This window comes from Spongiivirga sp. MCCC 1A20706 (assembly GCF_046524175.1).
Classification (GTDB): domain Bacteria; phylum Bacteroidota; class Bacteroidia; order Flavobacteriales; family Flavobacteriaceae; genus Spongiivirga.
This window is the reverse complement of sequence record NZ_JBEFZF010000007.1, coordinates 43,986-61,343: the sequence shown is the minus strand read 5'-3', so window position 1 is coordinate 61,343 and position 17,358 is coordinate 43,986. Positions and strand designations below refer to the sequence as shown.

The window sequence follows — 17,358 nt, the reverse complement described above, 5'->3', positions numbered from 1 at the left end:
GATTAAAAAAGGAATATACGATATACTCAAAGGTAAGTTCTTGATTAATGAGGATGCCTTTAAGAATTGGCGTTTTATCCTTTTTGCAGCGCTTCTGGCATTAGTAATGATTGCTAGTTCACATAGCGCTGAGAAAAAAGTACATGAAATAGCACGCTTAAGTGCTGAAGTGAAGGAGCTGAGATCTGAGTATATCGATTTGCATAAAACCTTGATGGTATTAAAAATGGAATCTCAAATAGCGAAACACATGGTGTACCGAGAGGTGTTTCCTTCAAAGACTCCACCGAAGAAAATAAAGGTCAAAAAAGAATAGCAAAATAAGTTGGCAGTTAAAGAAAAGAACATATTAAACCGATTGTATTTTGTAGCAACGTGTATGTTTCTCTTTGCTATTGCGGTCGCCGTGAAGTTGGTCAACATTCAACTAGTAGAAGGGGGTAAGTACAAAGAGCTTGCTCAAATTAGCAATTTCAAAAATGATACAATTACTGCTAACCGAGGTAATATCTATGCAGCTGATGGTAGTCTTTTGGCAACCTCAATGCCCAAATATGATATCAGGATTGATGTCATGACTATTTCTCAAAAAAACTTTAGCAAACACGTTAAGGGGCTGGCAGATTCACTCTCCACAATGTTAGGAGAACCATCTGATTTTTATCTAAAAAAATTACGCATAGCAAGACAAACTAAAAATAGGTATCTGCTTATAACAAGGGGGCTTGGCTATGCAGATTATATGCGTATAAAAAGTTTTCCGCTATTCAAATTAGGTGCGTATAAAGGCGGACTGATCGTTGAACAGCGTACTATTCGTGAACATCCTATTGGGAAAATGGCGGCAAGAACCATTGGGCATGACCGTAAAGATGAAGAGGGGTATTACAGTAGGGTTGGTATTGAAGGGGCATTTAGAGAGTTTTTGAGGGGTAGTGAAGGGTATCAGTTAAAGCAAAAAATAGCAAAAGGACAATGGAAGCCAATTGATAATGCTAATGAAGTTGAGCCAAAAGACGGGTATGATGTAGTGACCACCATAGATGTGAATATGCAAGACATAGCGCATCAATCATTACTAAGACAGCTTGAGCATTACAAAGCAGATCATGGTACCGTCGTGGTTATGGAAACCGAAACAGGTGAGGTGAAAGCCATATCCAATTTGGGTAAGGCAAAAAAGGGCGGATATTATGAACGTTTGAACTATGCAATTGGCGAGTCTCATGAGCCAGGATCTACCTTTAAGTTAATGACCATGATTGCAGCATTAGAAGATCGAGTTATTGATACCAGTGATGTTGTTGATACTGGGAATGGTCGTTATAAATTTTATGACCGAACGGTACGAGATTCTAAATGGGGTGGTTTCGGAAAAGTGTCTATGGCACAAGCGTTTGAGTTGTCTTCCAATGTTGCATTCGCACGAATTATAGATGAGAAGTACAAGCAAAAACCAGAGCGTTTTGTGAATCGTTTATATAATATGGGGCTTAATGATAAATTAGGGTTACCTATTCTTGGTGAAGGAAACCCAAGTATCCCGCATCCTACTGATAAATATTGGTCCGGTACTTCGCTACCATGGATGACCCATGGTTATGGTGTGTCAATGACAGCTTTACAAACACTTACGTTTTATAATGCAATTGCCAACGATGGAAAAATGGTGAAGCCTCGATTTGTTAAAGAGATTCGTGCTTGGAACAAATCGTACAAATCGTACAAGACAGAAGTAATAGATGCTTCAATTTGTAGCAAAGAAACTGCATTGAAAGCAAAAGAGATGATGAAAAATGTAGTGCGACGCGGTACTGCAAAAAACATCTATTCTCCAGATTTTTCGATGGCTGGCAAAACAGGAACCTGTCAATATAATTATTGGATAGAGTCCGGAAGATATATATCCTCATTTGCAGGTTATTTTCCAGCTGATAATCCTAAGTATTCTTGTATTGTAGTAATTCATCAACCGGATAAGGAAATAGGGTATTATGGTGCTGATGTTGCTGCTCCTGTTTTCAAGGAAATTGCCATGAAAATTTATACGGACACTCCCTTTATTAATGAGGTTGAGAATCTAGTTGTAGAAAATGTGTTAGCCGACCCTGATTACCAAACCTATTTTACAAAAGCACAAAACGATCAAGCGATAATGCCTAATGTAAAAGGTATGGTGGTAATGGATGCGGTGGCACTACTTGAAAATATGGGCTTACAAGTAAGCTTTAGCGGTACTGGGAAGATTAAAGAACAATCGATTAAGCCAGGGGTTGAAATTAAAGGAATTAAAAAAGTAACAATAAAAAGTTAGGTGCTTCAACTAAAGGACATATTGTATAAGGTTTCTTTGAACTCAATAGTGGGTAGCACAACTATTGTTATAAATAATATTTGTTTTGACTCAAGAAATGTTTCTTTAAACGATGCTTTTGTAGCTATTAGAGGTACTCAAGTTGATGGGCATGATTTTATAGAAAAAGCAGTTGCACAAGGAGCTTTGGCGATAATTTGTGAAGAGCTTCCAAAAAACCTAGTTAATGGCGTCACCTATGTAAAGGTCGAAGATTGCAATCAGGCGTTGGCATTGATGGCTTCTAATTATTATGAAGTTCCTTCAGAAAATTTAAAGCTAATTGGTGTTACCGGAACTAACGGTAAAACGACCATTGCATCCTTACTTTTTCAGCTTTTCAAGAAAGCGGGATATAAGGTTGGTTTGCTTTCAACGGTTCACATTTTAGTCAATGATAAAGTGTATAAGGCAACGCATACCACCCCTGATTCATTAACTATCAACCGGTATTTGAAAGCGATGAATGAAGAAGGGGTTGAGTTCTGTTTCATGGAAGTAAGTTCACACGGCATCCATCAAAAAAGGACTGCTGGTTTAACTTTTACAGGTGGAATTTTCACCAATTTATCACATGATCATTTAGATTATCACAACACCTTTTCTGAATATAGAGATGTGAAAAAAGTCTTTTTTGATGAGCTACCCAAGTCAGCATTTGCCTTATCGAATATCGATGATAAAAACGGACTTTTTATGTTGCAAAATACGGTAGCAAAAAAATACACGTATGCGCTTAAAACCTACGCTGATTATAAGGGGCAAGTATTAGAGAACCAATTTAGTGGTTTATTGTTAAAGTTAAATGATCAGGAGTTGTGGTCAAGGCTCATAGGAAGTTTTAATGCCTACAACTTGGTTGCTATCTATGCTACTGCAGAGCTGCTTGGTTTAGAGCCTATTGAGATTTTACAGATCATTAGTGAGTTAGAGAGCGTATCTGGACGTTTTCAGTACTTCGTTGAAGATAAAATTACAACGATAGTTGATTATTCGCACACACCTGATGCATTGCAGAATGTGCTTCAAACGATTAATGATATCCGCACCAAAAATGAGGAACTGATTACGGTTGTTGGTTGCGGTGGGGATCGTGATAAATCAAAGCGGCCTAAAATGGGGCATATCGCTTCTGCACTTAGTACAAAGGCAATTTTCACGAGTGATAACCCTAGAAGCGAAGACCCCGATACCATTATTTCTGAAATGGAGTCAGGTGTAGAACCACAAAATTATAAAAAGACCATTTCAATAACCGATAGAAAGCAGGCGATTAAAACTGCTATCCAGCTGGCGCGAGCTAATGACATTATCCTTATTGCAGGTAAGGGGCATGAAACCTATCAGGAGATTAATGGAGAGCGTACTGATTTTGATGATTTAAAGATCGCCAAAGAATTAATAGAAAAACTAAAAAAGTAAATCTGTCATTTCTGCGAAAGCAGGAAGCAGAGAGAGGCTATGTTATACTACTTATTTGAATACTTAGAGCAACAATATCAGTTCCCAGGAGCTGGACTTTTTCAGTTCATCACGTTTCGTGCGGCAATGGCGGTATTATTCTCTTTGTTGATATCAATGATCTATGGTCGTCGTATCATTAATTACCTTCAATTAAAACAGGTTGGTGAGACCGTTCGTGATCTTGGACTTCAAGGCCAAAAAGAAAAAGCTGGAACTCCAACCATGGGGGGTGTCATCATCATTTTGGCAACATTGGTCCCGGTATTACTCTTCGCCAAACTTGAAAATATTTATATCATCATGTTGTTGGCTTCCACTGTATGGATGGGTATTATAGGTTTTGTAGATGATTATATAAAGGTATTTAAAAAAGACAAAGAGGGTCTTAAGGGGCGCTTTAAGGTACTTGGGCAAATAGGGTTAGGAATTCTTGTTGGGGCTACGATGTTTTTTCATCCTGACATTACTATTAGAGAAGAGATTAAAAGCCCAATAGAAGGACAGGAGATCGTCGTTAACGGCCCTGCAAGCAACGAATTTCAGTCTGATGAAAAATCTACAAAAACAACCATCCCCTTCACCAAAAATAATGAGTTTGATTATGCTGATTTGATTTCTTGGGCAGGAGATGGATATAGAGATTATGCATGGCTCATTTTTATTCCAATAGTCATTATTATCATTACGGCTGTGTCAAACGGAGCCAATCTTACTGACGGTATTGATGGTTTGGCAGCAGGAACATCCGCAATATCCGTACTCACACTTGGCATTTTTGCTTTTGTTTCAGGTAACATCATTTTCTCTGATTATCTCAACATCATGTACATCCCTAATGTAGGTGAAATTACAATTTATATAGCAGCATTTACAGGAGCTCTAATCGGGTTTTTATGGTATAACACTTATCCGGCTCAGGTATTTATGGGTGATACTGGAAGTTTGACAATAGGAGGGATAATTGCTGTACTCGCAATAGTTGTGAGAAAAGAATGGTTGATTCCCATTTTATGTGGAATCTTTTTAGCGGAGAATGTTTCGGTAATAATGCAAGTGAGCTGGTTTAAATATACCAAAAGGAAATATGGAGAAGGAAGGCGCATTTTTTTGATGTCGCCGCTACACCACCATTACCAGAAAAAAGGCTACCACGAAAGTAAAATAGTAGCCCGCTTCTGGATTATTGGGATCATGTTAGCGATTCTGGCTGTGGTAACATTGAAACTAAGATAGCTCTTAAAAAATGAATAGGCTTGTTGTTTTAGGAGGCGGAGAAAGTGGGGTAGGGACGGCCATTTTAGGAAAGCAAAAAGGCTATGATGTTTTTGTTTCTGACAAAGGACAAATAGCAAAAAAGTATAAAGACGTTCTTGAACATTTTGAGATTTTATGGGAGGAGGGAACTCACACTGAAGCTAAAATTTTAGCGGCAGATGTAGTGATGAAAAGTCCCGGTATTCCGGATAAAGTTCCTTTGGTACAACAGTTAGTTGCGAAAAGAATCCCAGTAATATCGGAGATTGAGTTTGCATCAAAATATACCGATGCAATGATTGTGGGTATTACGGGAAGTAATGGTAAAACTACTACCACAAAGTTAACACATCATATCCTACATACAGGAGGTTTGAATGTTGGAATGGCAGGTAATATTGGTGACAGCTTTGCAAAAATGGTAGCGGAAAAAAACCATGATCACTATGTGTTAGAAATCAGCAGTTTTCAATTAGATGGTATCGTTGATTTTAAACCACATATCGCTGTTTTAACCAATATCACCCCGGATCATTTAGATCGGTATGAGTATAAGTTAGAGAACTATGTAGCCTCTAAGTTTCGCATCACTATGAATCAAACTGAGGAGGATTATCTCATTTACGATGCAGATGACCCCATTATTGAAGACTGGCTTCGGAAGCACCCGGTAAAATCTCAATTACTTCCTTTTTCACTCGTAAAAAAAGTCGATCAAGGAGCATACATAGAAAATGAAAATTTAATTATAACAATCAACAAACAACAAATAACAATGCCAACAGACATTATTTCATTAGACGGAAAGCACAACATCAAAAACGCGATGGCATCCGCTACCGTAGCAGAGCTTACCAGAATTAGAAAGGAGACTATTAGAGAGAGTCTTTCTAATTTTCAAGCAGTACCGCATCGTATGGAAAAGGTGTTGAAAATTCAAAATGTAACGTACATCAACGACTCAAAAGCAACCAATGTCAATGCTGCTTTTTATGCCTTGGAAAGTATGACTGCTCCTACAGTGTGGATTATAGGTGGGGTTGATAAGGGTAATGATTATACCCCGTTATTCCCGCTGGTACATGAAAAGGTAAAAGCGATTATCTGTCTTGGTGTTGATAACGATAAGATTATAGAAAACTTTGGGAGAGTGGTCGATATTATGGTGGAGACTCAAACGATGCGTGAAGCAGTTCGCGCTGCCTATGAGTTTGCCGAGAAAGGAGATAATGTACTACTTTCTCCTGCTTGTGCAAGTTTTGATTTGTTTGATAATTATGAAGACCGCGGTGATCAGTTTAAAGAAGCGGTTCGAAACTTATAGGATGGAAAGTGAATAGCATTTTTAAAAATATAAAAGGAGACAAAGTGATCTGGGCAGTGGTTGGGCTACTTGCTGTAATATCATTTATGCCAGTTTATAGCGCAAGTACCAATCTGGTTTACGTAGTTGGCAACGGGACCACAATGGGGCACTTGGTTAAGCACGGTATATTACTTTTATTAGGTTTCATCGTAATTTATGCTATTCATAAGGTACCATACCATTATTTTTCCGGTTTATCAGTTCTAATGCTACCGGTTATTATTTTGCTTTTAGTTTACACACTAGCTCAGGGCAATACCGTAGGCGGTGCAAATGCAAGTAGATGGATACGGGTTCCTTTTGTTGGTATGACTTTTCAAACATCCTCATTGGCTTCGGTAGTGCTGATGATTTACGTAGCCCGATATTTATCTAAAATAAAAGACAAGGTGGTAACATTTAAAGAAACCTTGGTGCCTTTATGGTTGCCGGTGTTTGTGGTGTTAGCGCTAATTCTTCCCGCTAACTTTTCGACAACAGCAATCATTTTTGCAATGATATTAATGTTGACTTTTTTAGGAGGATATCCAATAAAATATCTAGGGATTATTTTAGGTGCCGGCATCCTGTCGCTCAGTCTTTTTTTGTTAACTGCTAAAGCATTTCCCGATCTGTTTCCAAATCGAGTAGATACCTGGATAAGTAGAATAGAAAACTTTGTTGACGGCGAAGATACGGAGGCAGACTATCAAATAGAGAAAGCGAAAATCGCAATTGCCACTGGCGGTCCTATAGGAAAAGGACCTGGGAAAAGTGTACAGAAGAACTTTTTACCACAATCAATATCTGACTTTATTTTTGCAATTATTGTAGAAGAATGGGGTTTAATGGGGGCATTTACTATTATGTTTTTGTATATGCTTTTGCTGTTTAGGTTGGTCATTGCAGCATTAAAAGCCCCAACAATTTTTGGAAAATTACTAGTAATAGGCGTGGGTCTTCCTATAGTATTTCAAGCATTAATTAATATGGCCGTTGCGGTCGAATTATTTCCAGTTACCGGTCAAACATTACCGTTAATTAGTTCGGGAGGTAGTTCGATTTGGATGACTTGCCTCGCGTTAGGGATTGTGTTAAGCGTAAGTGCTAAACGTGAACAAATTAAAGAGCTTGAGTTGCATGACGAAGACGGTGAAGAAAACCCATTGGCAATATTAAGTGAAGCAGTATAAAATTGTCATATCAGGGGGTGGAACAGGCGGGCATATTTATCCGGCAATAGCGATTGCGAATGAGTTAAAGTCTAGACACCCGTCGGCTGAATTTTTATTTGTAGGAGCCAGCGATCGCATGGAGATGGAAAAAGTGCCAAAAGCGGGTTATAAAATTGAAGGCCTTTGGATTGCAGGTCTGCAGCGAAAACTTACGCTCAAAAACTTGATGTTTCCCTTAAAACTCTTATCTAGTTTATGGAAATCTAGGGGTATTATAAGAAAATTCAAGCCTGATGTGGCCATCGGAACTGGCGGCTTCGCAAGCGGACCTCTATTGCAGATGGCGGTACGTAAAAAAGTGCCTAGTTTGATTCAAGAACAAAATTCGTATCCCGGTATTACGAATAAATTATTAAGTAAAAAGGTGCAAAAAATATGTGTGGCTTATGATGGTTTAGAGCGCTTTTTTCCAAAAGAAAAATTAATAAAAACCGGTAACCCGATACGACAAGATTTGCTCAGTATTGATGAAAAAAGAGCTGAGGCTAGTGCATTTTTTGAGTTAGATGAAAGTAAGAAAACGATTCTAGTGCTCGGTGGCAGTCTTGGTGCAAGAGCGATTAACCGATTTGTTGAATCTATGTTAGATTTTTTTCAAGCAAACAATGTGCAACTTGTTTGGCAATGTGGAAAGTTGTACACCGAAGAATACAGTAGGCATAATGAAAAGGAAGACGTTCAGGTTCATACATTTTTAGATAGAATGGATTTAGCCTATGCAGCGGCTGATGTTATCATTTCGAGATCGGGAGCGAGTTCAGTTTCAGAATTATGTGTAGTAGGAAAGCCTGTGATTTTTATTCCTAGTCCTAATGTGGCAGAAGATCATCAAACAAAAAATGCGGAAGCAATTGTAAAGGAACATGCTGCCATTTTGATTAAGGAAAGTGAATTGGAAAATACTTTTGAAGACGAATTTAAACTGTTGATTTCATCGAAAGAAAAACAAGAAAATTTAAGTGTAAATATCAAAAAGTTAGCATTAGTAAATGCCACCAGTGATATTGTGGACGAAGTAGAGAAGTTGTTGAAAATTGAACCTTAATAAGATACATAACGTTTATTTCATAGGGATCGGTGGTATCGGTATGAGCGCTCTTGCGCGATATTTTAATATGCTAGGTAAGTATGTAGGGGGTTATGATAAAACACCTTCAGTTATTACAAAACGCCTTGTAGATTTAGGAATAGCTATTCATTTTGAAGATAGTATTCAGCAAGTTCCTGAACCTTTTTTGAATATTGAAAATACTTTGGTGGTATACACACCAGCAGTTCCTAAATTGCACACTGAGTTAACATATTTTCAAGAAAACCAGTTCAGCGTATATAAGCGATCTGAAGTGCTTGGTTTTATTACTAAGGATACCTACTGTATGGCGGTCGCCGGTACACATGGTAAAACAACTACTAGTACTATTTTAGGGCATTTACTTGCTGAGGCAAACTTGCCGATGACTGCTTTTTTGGGTGGTATTGCTGAAAATTATGATTCCAATTTAATTTTAAAGGGAAGCAAGCTATCGGTGGTTGAAGCTGATGAGTTTGATCGGTCTTTTTTAAGGTTATTTCCTAACAGTGCATGTATTACATCGATGGATGCCGATCATCTTGATATTTATGGTGATTCGGATAGCTTGAAAGACTCTTTTCAAGAATTTGCTAATAAAATTGAAGGAGGAGGAGTATTGTTTTTACGAACAGGTTTACAATTGAAATCAGGATTGCCTGAAAATGTGAAAACCTTTTCATATGGGTGGGAAGATGAATCAGATTATCAGGTTGTCAATGTGCAGATTAAAGATGGAGCCTATGTTTTTGATATTAAAACACCAAATGGCACTTTTACAAATATCAACTTACAACTTCCTGGCCGACATAATTTAATGAATGCCCTGGTCGCATTTTCAATGGCACATTGTTATGGGGTGGATGTTGAGTTTTTGAAAAAGGGATTAAAATCTTTTAAGGGGATACAGCGTAGATTCTCATATCAAATAAATCATCAAAAAAGAGTTTATATCGATGATTATGCTCATCATCCTACAGAAATTAATGCGGTGCATCAGGCAGTTAGAGAAATGTATCCTGGAGAGAAGGTGCTGGCAATTTTTCAACCACATTTATTTAGTCGCACACGGGATTTTGCAGATGATTTTGCGAAAAGTTTATCCAATTTTGATGAGTTGTTGTTATTGGATATTTACCCGGCAAGAGAGGAGCCAATTCCTGGTATAACGTCAACTTGGCTGTTATCAAAAATAAATAATGAACATAAACAATTAATACCAAAAAGTTGGTTGTTAAATGAAGTGGTTAGCAGTAGCGCGCGTATTGTAATTACGTTAGGTGCTGGTGATATAGGAGTTGAAGTTTCAAAAATAAAAGAAGCGTTATTAAATGAAATTAAAGTGGATTAAGATACGGGTAATCCTTATGATTATGGTCATTTCGAGTCTTTATGTCTTTACTTCGTTTAGGCATGAAACTCAAAAAATAAACGATGTGAAGGTGGAGTTTACGGCAGAAAATGACAATCTTTTTATATCAGAAACAGCAGTTAATAAATTGTTGATACAAAATGAACAAGGGGTTACGAGTATGTTTAAAGAACGATTAGTTTTGGATAAAATGGAGGCAGTTTTGAACTCCAATGGAATGATCCAAAATGCCGAAGTCTATGTGTCAGTAAATGGTACACTTAAGGCAAAAGTAGAGCAAAAAATTCCAATTGCTCGAGTGGTAGAAAATGGATCTTATTACATTGACACCGAAGGTAAAAAAATGCCTTTGTCATCAGAGCATTCGGCAAGAGTGCCTTTAGTAAGTGGAGAAATCATTGAAGATGATATTTCTATTTTACACGAAGTGGCAATGAAAGTTAGAGAAGATGATTTTTTGAAGAAAGAAGTAGTTGCTATTCATAAAAATAAGTTCAGTGGATTCGAATTTCGATTTAGAACAAACGATTTAAGAGTTGTTTTTGGAGATGATGATCAACTGGAGCGAAAAATCAAGAATTTAAAAGCTTTTTATAAAAAAGCAACAGAAGATAGTACACTGGTTACATATAACAAAGTAGATCTTAGATTTAGTAATCAGGTAGTCTGTACCAAAAAGTAGTACATGGAAAAAACAAACGTTGCGGTTGGATTAGATATTGGAACCACCAAAATTGTGGCGATGATTGGTCGTAAAAATGAGTACGGCAAGGTAGAAGTACTTGGTATTGGCAAATCGAAAAGTTTAGGTGTGCATCGAGGGGTGGTCAATAATATAACACAAACTATACAGTCTATTCAACAAGCAGTTCAAGAGGCGGAAAGTGTTTCTGACTTTAGTATCGATGAAGCAGTGGTAGGTATTGCAGGGCAGCATATACGAAGTCTACAGCATAGCGATTACATTACCCGACCAAATGCTGATGAGGTTATTGGTGAAGATGATATTGAGAAGCTTATTAATCAGGTTTACAAATTGGTAATGCTTCCAGGTGAAGAGATTATTCATGTATTACCACAAGAGTATAAGGTTGATGGTCAGGCGGAGATATCAGAGCCAATAGGGATGTATGGAGGCAGGTTAGAAGCCAACTTTCACGTGGTTGTGGGTCAAGTGTCTTCGATTAGAAATATTGGACGATGTATAAAAAGTGCCGGACTCGAATTAGGAGGTATCACATTAGAGCCATTGGCGTCTGCAGATGCTGTGTTGAGTCAAGAAGAAAAGGAAGCGGGTGTTGCTTTGATCGATATAGGTGGTGGTACAACCGACCTTGCCATTTTTAAAGACGGTATTATTCGTCACACGGCGGTAATTCCATTTGGAGGGAATGTAGTGACAGAAGATATTAAGGAAGGATGTTCGATTATTGAAAAACAAGCGGAGCTTTTAAAGATAAAATTCGGATCTGCATGGCCGGGCGAAAATAAGGATAATGAAATCGTTTCTATTCCGGGTTTAAGAGGTAGAGAACCGAAAGAAATTACCCTAAAGAATCTTTCGAAGATCATTCATGCTCGCGTGGTAGAAATCGTTGAGCAGGTTTTTTTAGAGATCAAAAATTATGGTCACGAAGAACAGAAAAAGAAGTTAATCGCGGGTATTGTTTTAACCGGAGGGGGTTCTCAATTAAAACATTTGAAGCAATTGGTTGAGTATATTACCGGAATGGATACCCGAATTGGATATCCTAATGAGCATTTAGCTGGAGATTCTGACACGGATACTGCTAGTCCTATGTATGCAACAGCTGTAGGATTATTAATGAACGCTTTGGAGAAAAAGGCAAGGATTTTTGAAGAGGATACAGTATTTGATAGTTCATCTGTAATATCAGATGATGTTTCCGAAGGTGAAGAAGGAAAAGAAGTGCCACCGGCAACACGATTAAAAAAAGAACGCAAATCAATTTTAGATAAATGGTCTGAGAAGTTGAAAGACTTTTTAGACAATGCGGAGTAGGGGACCGAGCGATCGTAAATTATCCTGTGGATGATTTGCAGCGAGGAGCCAGGAGGTGTGAGGGCCAATAGCGATCGTAAATTATCCTGTGGATGATTCGCAGCGAGGAGCCAGGAGGTTCGCAGACCAATGAGATTTATTTCAGGTCGAGTGATTTGAAGAATGAGAATGGTGTCCTGACTAAAGCTTCTAGATATAATTCTATTGTTCCTAAAGGTTAAAATAGAATCATTCGAAGTGACAAAAGATTAATATAAAACAACAAGAACCAGTAAAGCAACAATATGAGCACTACAGAATTCGAAAATAACATCGATTTCGATCTCCCTAAGAACCAGTCTAACGTCATTAAAGTGATTGGAGTTGGCGGAGGTGGTAGCAATGCTATTAACTATATGTTTCAACTTGGTATTAAGGGGGTCGATTTTGTGATCTGTAATACTGACGCGCAGGCATTAGAAAATAGCTCAATCCCAAATAAAATTCAACTTGGCGTTTCCCTAACCGAGGGTCTTGGTGCAGGGGCAAATCCGGAAATAGGAGAGCGTTCAGCTGTAGAAAGCTATGAAGATATAAAAGCCATGCTAAGTACCAATACCAAGATGATTTTTATCACGGCTGGTATGGGTGGGGGTACCGGAACAGGTGCTGCGCCAATTATTGCGAAAATGGCAAAAGAAATGGATATCCTTACTGTTGGTATTGTCACCATTCCGTTTCAGTTTGAAGGAAAAATGCGTAATGAGCAAGCGCAATTAGGGGTTGAGAATTTGCGCCAGCATGTAGATTCTTTAATCGTAATTAATAATAATAAGCTAAGAGAAGTCTATGGTAACCTTGGCTTTAAAGCAGGGTTTGCTAAGGCTGACGAAGTATTAGCAACTGCATCTAGAGGTATCGCTGAGGTAATTACTCATCACTACACACAAAATATTGATTTACGTGATGCCAAAACAGTTCTTTCTAATAGTGGTACTGCCATTATGGGATCAGCTAGTGCCTCTGGTTCCAATCGGGCGAATGAAGCGATCATGAAGGCTTTGGATTCTCCTTTATTAAATGATAATAAAATTAAAGGCGCTAAAAACGTATTGCTATTAATTGTTTCTGGTACGGAAGAAATTACGATTGATGAAATTGGTGAGATAAACGACCATATTCAAAACGAAGCTGGTCATAGTGCCAATATCATTATGGGTGTCGGTGAAGATGTTGAGTTAGATAATGCTATTTCGGTTACCATTATTGCAACAGGTTTTAACGCAGAGCAACAAGATGAAATTGTCAATACTGAGTCTAAGAAGATCATTCATACACTTGGGGATGAGCAACGTGCAATTCAGGATTTAAGCCCGAAAAAAACCTTTGACCCTAAACCGTTAACGGGTAATGCAGAAGTATCAAATGATAAAGATGCTCCGGAGAAAATTGTACGCCATGTTTTGTTGGAAGAAGATGAAGAGCCCGAGCCTGTTAAGCCAAAAATGGATTTGATCCCTACCACTGATTTGATAAAGAACATTAATGTTGTATATGAGGTTTTAGATACAAATGAAGTAAAAGAAGAAGCGGTATTGCCGTTAGAGGAAAGTCCTGAAAGTACAGAAACTGCTGAAGATGATTTTATCATCACACCGGTTGTGAATGAGATTGAGGTAAACGAGCCAACAGTAATTGGTGATGAAGAACAGTTTACATTAACTTTTGATTTACCATTATCTGATACTGTGCAAAATAATGATGCGGAAGAAGAAGTACTTCGTTTTGATTTAACCGAAGAGGTTAAAGATATGGATGTTGTAGATGCAGAAGAAGTAACGGTACAACCCATTCAAGTAGGAGATGAAACAAGATACAGCCTTGAAGATTATATGGAGGTTGAGTCTACTTTAAATAACGCATCCTCATCAGAGGTTACAGAAGAAGAAGTAGATCAGGAATTAGCGATCCAGAAAAAAGTGGTAGCTCAAGAAATAGAAGAGGAAGCTGTAACTGACGAGGTGGACCCTTTTAACAGTTCGATTTCTGATTTGATGAAGGAGCGCGCAAATGAGCGCAAAAAAACGATGAAAGATTTCAATTATAAATTCCGGACCAATGCATCAAAAATTGATGATATAGAGAAAATTCCGGCATATAAACGTATGGGGGTCGATTTAGATGATACAGTTCCATCTGATGAAGATCCTAGTCCATCAAGAACAACTTTGGGAACCGATGATAATGATGACATTCAATTGCGTTCAAACAACTCGTTCTTGCATGACAATGTAGATTAGTTAGTAGTTAGTTTATTGATGTAAAACCCGGAACAAGCCACATTAGTGTTCCGGGTTTTTTAATGGGTGATGTTTAATTATCCTTGTTTCAAGACTCTTTCTTAATCGATTTAAATCCTAGTTCTTTCTCTTGAACTTTCTCATTCAAAGTGCTATCTTCGCACTCATTAAATTTTAAATGAAATGAGTTTACAACAAGATATCATGACCAAAATGAAGGAGGCGATGAAGGCGAAAGATCAGACTGCTTTAGCTGCTCTTCGCGCTGTAAAGTCGGCTATTTTGTTGGCGCAAACGGAAAGTGGGGCAAAAGAAATGCTATCTGAAGAAGATGAGATCAAGTTGCTTCAAAAACTGGTGAAGCAACGTAAGGATAGTGCCTCCATTTTTACCGAACAAGGCAGGGATGATTTAGCACAGCCAGAGATTGACCAAGCAGTTATTATTGAGCAGTTTTTACCAGAACAATTATCAGAAGAAGAGATTGAGAGTGTAGTGGTAGCAACAATTGATGATATAGGTGCAAGTGGCATGAAAGATATGGGAAAGGTTATGGGTATTGTATCAAAAGCGTTAGCTGGACAAGCTGACGGAAAAACCATATCCACCATCGTAAAACAGAAGTTAATGTAGGTAATTTGCTTTGCGCAGTAATATTACTGTTTACTGCAACTGTATACTGAAGACTAATAAAGGCCCAGTAGTTCAACTGGATAGAATATCAGATTTCGGCTCTGAGGGTTGGGGGTTCGAATCCTCCCTGGGTCACGAATGAATCGAAAAAAGATTCAATGTCAAGCGAGTTTCAAAAATGAAGCTCGCTTCTTTTTTGAAGAAAAGCAAAGAGATTGTTTTTTCGATTCTCAAAGCGGAGCTTTGCGAGGATCAACAAGCGCAGCGCAGTTAATCCTTAATACCTTTAATAGTTGTATATGATTTTTGAATATGGTAGTCCGGGTTTTTATTCTCAAAGCGGAACTTTGTAAGGATCATCAAGTGTTAGCACAGGTATTCCTCCTATTGAATTTTATGATATAGCGTTTCATTTTTTCAATTCTCAACGTGAAGCTTTGTAGGCGCCATCAAATGAAGCTAATACATGCAAAACTAATCTATATGCTATTTTAAAATTGTTTAATATAGGAAGCCCTTTTACTCTTTGTATACAGGGATATCTACATAACTATTATTGAACCATTTGACAATTAATGGTTCATTGGCATCCTTAATTGTTTCTTTGCTTACATCTTTACCTGTACCATAGTTTACTTGCTCATGTGGATGTTTGTTTACATTAAGCACTAAAACGAGTCTACTGCCCTTATTCATTTTTTTACTTGTTACTCTTACATTATTAAAAGGAAATTCCTCTAATTTATTTGGTGAAAGTAACTGTCTTTTTTCTCTGTTTTTAGCCATACTTGCCCTTCCAATAAACTGTTGTGTTAGTTTAAAATACTTTCCTTCTGGCGTTTGCTCATATAGCACTATTGAGCAATCCATGTCTTTTTTGTTAATCATTAGTTTCAATGATCCAGAATAGGAGCCATTGAATTCCATATCGTTATCAAAGGGCTTGGTGATAAAAGAAAATCCATTGCTCAAGGGGAGAGAATCATTAACAATAATCGGGTTGTAATAATTATTCTCACCTGAAAGAGTTCTATCCTTAAAATCGACACTTTGTTCAATATAGCCGGTTTGTAAAGGTCTATTTTTTGATAGCGCATAGTGAAATGGATTGCCATTATTTCCAGTCCCATATTTAGATCGAAATGGTACGTTTGACAATGTATTATTGAGATAGAAACGTAAGGTGTCACTACTCATTTTAGAGAGTTCTTGTACGTGTCTCCATTTGTTGGCACCCATAACCTGAAAGTTAATTTTGTCCTTTAACAAGTCAGGTTTTGGTTTACTTTTGAAGATATAATCAAACCATTGGAAACTCAAATCCGTAATACTAATTTGTGCCACTGAATCAATAGAATAGTTGCTAATTGTCTTTTCAGGGATGTATTGCGAGCCTAAATGCCCAAAAGGCCCTATTACTAAATAGTGCTCTGGATTTTCGAAATATTTATAATGTTCTTTTAAATAATGAAGCGCTCCTATTTGCCCACCGTCATAATATCCTGTTGTGGTTAATACAGGGATATCAATATTCTTGAAATCTTCTTTATAAGGCATCATAGATTGCCAGTACTTGTCATAAGTAGGATGTTGCAGCTGCTTTTTGAAGAAAGGATTGGGCGCTCCATCAATGCTATCGAGCTTATTGTATGCAATTCCATTTTGATAGTACTCCAGTTTTAATTTATTCCAGCGCCCATGGTCATTGTAATTTTCCGTATCGAGTTTTTTATTGTTTGTAACATACGGAAACCAAGAATACAAAAACGACATATACACCCCATTTTCCGAAGGCTCTCCAATTCCCGGTGATGATGATGCGGCCGGGATTATCGTTTTTAAAGCTGGATGTAATTTTTTAGTAGCTGCCCATTGTGTGAAACCGGTATAGCTACCTCCCTGCATACCCACTTCTCCATTGCTCCAGTGTTGTTGCGTAATCCACTCTATTACAGTATTGATATCACCTCCTTCAAATTCGTAAGGAACAATTTCACTTGAGCTCCAGGCTTTACCTCTTGTATAACTTACTACGCCAACATATCCATGACTTGCTGCTTTTAAAGCTCTTTCATAATCATTGTCTCGTGTATAAATGGTGTGATGCAAAATGGTAGGTGCTGGTGTTTTTACTTGCTTATTTCTTACTATTAAAAGAGCTACTTCAGCACCGTCTGCGGTTTGTACTACAATACTATCTTGCAGGAAATACTCTTTTTCATCCTGAATTAACAACTTTCCTTGAACACTCTTTGTAGTCTTGTTACAAGAAAGAAGGACAATAGCCATTGTTGCCACTATCAACAAATGTGGTTTTAACATATTCATTTT

Annotated in this window: 14 protein-coding genes and 1 tRNA gene; 14 read left to right on the top strand and 1 reads right to left on the bottom strand. The window is 37.7% G+C overall.

All coding sequences use genetic code 11. The features are described from left to right. Window position 1: 1 nt before the first annotated feature. From ABN763_RS15875 to ABN763_RS15810, 14 genes are all read left to right on the top strand, one after another. Window positions 2–316 (top strand): FtsL-like putative cell division protein, encoded by a 315-nt coding sequence (locus ABN763_RS15875; RefSeq protein ID WP_410486588.1) that lies wholly within the window; start codon window positions 2–4, stop codon window positions 314–316. 9 nt (window positions 317–325) lie between these two features. Beyond that, window positions 326–2,314: a penicillin-binding protein gene (locus ABN763_RS15870; RefSeq protein WP_410486480.1), complete on the top strand. Its 1,989-nt coding sequence runs from the start codon at window positions 326–328 to the stop codon at window positions 2,312–2,314. Then, a complete protein-coding gene (locus tag ABN763_RS15865) occupies window positions 2,315–3,775 on the top strand; it encodes a UDP-N-acetylmuramoyl-L-alanyl-D-glutamate--2,6-diaminopimelate ligase (RefSeq protein WP_410486479.1) in 1,461 nt (486 codons plus the stop codon). Window positions 3,776–3,814: 39 nt separating this feature from the next. Beyond that, window positions 3,815–5,050 carry a phospho-N-acetylmuramoyl-pentapeptide-transferase gene (gene mraY / locus ABN763_RS15860; RefSeq protein WP_410486478.1) on the top strand — a complete coding sequence of 412 codons (1,236 nt, stop codon included), beginning with the start codon at window positions 3,815–3,817 and terminating at the stop codon, window positions 5,048–5,050. A 10-nt stretch (window positions 5,051–5,060) separates the two neighbouring features. After that, window positions 5,061–6,395: a UDP-N-acetylmuramoyl-L-alanine--D-glutamate ligase gene (murD, locus tag ABN763_RS15855; RefSeq protein ID WP_410486477.1), complete on the top strand. Its 1,335-nt coding sequence runs from the start codon at window positions 5,061–5,063 to the stop codon at window positions 6,393–6,395. An 8-nt stretch (window positions 6,396–6,403) separates the two neighbouring features. After that, window positions 6,404–7,609: an FtsW/RodA/SpoVE family cell cycle protein gene (locus tag ABN763_RS15850; RefSeq protein ID WP_410486476.1), complete on the top strand. Its 1,206-nt coding sequence runs from the start codon at window positions 6,404–6,406 to the stop codon at window positions 7,607–7,609. Next, entirely contained in the window at window positions 7,596–8,696 is a 1,101-nt protein-coding gene (gene murG, locus ABN763_RS15845; protein ID WP_410486475.1) for an undecaprenyldiphospho-muramoylpentapeptide beta-N-acetylglucosaminyltransferase, read from the top strand. Before ABN763_RS15850 ends, murG begins: the two co-directional genes overlap by 14 nt. Next, window positions 8,686–10,071, top strand: a complete 1,386-nt coding sequence (gene murC, locus ABN763_RS15840) for a UDP-N-acetylmuramate--L-alanine ligase (RefSeq protein ID WP_410486474.1) — start codon at window positions 8,686–8,688, stop codon at window positions 10,069–10,071. The genes murG and murC overlap by 11 nt, the downstream gene beginning before the upstream one ends. Beyond that, the gene (locus ABN763_RS15835) at window positions 10,052–10,774 is read left to right on the top strand and encodes a cell division protein FtsQ/DivIB (protein ID WP_410486473.1); all 723 of its coding nucleotides are present in this window, start codon (window positions 10,052–10,054) and stop codon (window positions 10,772–10,774) included. Before murC ends, ABN763_RS15835 begins: the two co-directional genes overlap by 20 nt. Window positions 10,775–10,777: 3 nt before the next feature. Next, window positions 10,778–12,115 (top strand): cell division protein FtsA, encoded by a 1,338-nt coding sequence (gene ftsA, locus ABN763_RS15830; protein WP_410486472.1) that lies wholly within the window; start codon window positions 10,778–10,780, stop codon window positions 12,113–12,115. Between the two features lie 92 nt (window positions 12,116–12,207). Then, a complete protein-coding gene (locus ABN763_RS15825; protein WP_410486471.1) occupies window positions 12,208–12,336 on the top strand; it encodes a hypothetical protein in 129 nt (42 codons plus the stop codon). 63 nt (window positions 12,337–12,399) lie between these two features. Next, entirely contained in the window at window positions 12,400–14,394 is a 1,995-nt protein-coding gene (ftsZ, locus tag ABN763_RS15820) for a cell division protein FtsZ (RefSeq protein ID WP_410486470.1), read from the top strand. Between the two features lie 183 nt (window positions 14,395–14,577). After that, on the top strand, window positions 14,578–15,027 hold the full coding sequence (locus tag ABN763_RS15815; RefSeq protein ID WP_410486469.1) for a GatB/YqeY domain-containing protein: 450 nt from the start codon (window positions 14,578–14,580) through the stop codon (window positions 15,025–15,027). Window positions 15,028–15,088: 61 nt separating this feature from the next. Continuing rightward, window positions 15,089–15,162: transfer RNA gene (locus tag ABN763_RS15810), tRNA-Arg, on the top strand. Between the two features lie 384 nt (window positions 15,163–15,546). On the opposite strand, the gene ABN763_RS15805 is transcribed toward ABN763_RS15810, so the two are convergent. Next, a complete protein-coding gene (locus tag ABN763_RS15805) occupies window positions 15,547–17,355 on the bottom strand; it encodes a CocE/NonD family hydrolase (protein WP_410486468.1) in 1,809 nt (602 codons plus the stop codon). Between the last annotated feature and the right edge of the window lie 3 nt (window positions 17,356–17,358).

What these genes read in the sequence shown, in the direction of transcription:
- mraY (WP_410486478.1), top strand. Translation starts at nt 3,815, where the DNA reads ATGTTATACTACTTATTTGAATACTTAGAGCAACAATATCAGTTCCCA.
- murD (WP_410486477.1), top strand. Translation starts at nt 5,061, where the DNA reads ATGAATAGGCTTGTTGTTTTAGGAGGCGGAGAAAGTGGGGTAGGGACG.
- ABN763_RS15835 (WP_410486473.1), top strand. Translation starts at nt 10,052, where the DNA reads ATGAAATTAAAGTGGATTAAGATACGGGTAATCCTTATGATTATGGTC.
- ftsA (WP_410486472.1), top strand. Translation starts at nt 10,778, where the DNA reads ATGGAAAAAACAAACGTTGCGGTTGGATTAGATATTGGAACCACCAAA.
- ABN763_RS15825 (WP_410486471.1), top strand. Translation starts at nt 12,208, where the DNA reads ATGATTCGCAGCGAGGAGCCAGGAGGTTCGCAGACCAATGAGATTTAT.
- ftsZ (WP_410486470.1), top strand. Translation starts at nt 12,400, where the DNA reads ATGAGCACTACAGAATTCGAAAATAACATCGATTTCGATCTCCCTAAG.
- ABN763_RS15815 (WP_410486469.1), top strand. Translation starts at nt 14,578, where the DNA reads ATGAGTTTACAACAAGATATCATGACCAAAATGAAGGAGGCGATGAAG.
- ABN763_RS15805 (WP_410486468.1), bottom strand. Translation starts at nt 17,355, where the DNA reads ATGAATATGTTAAAACCACATTTGTTGATAGTGGCAACAATGGCTATT.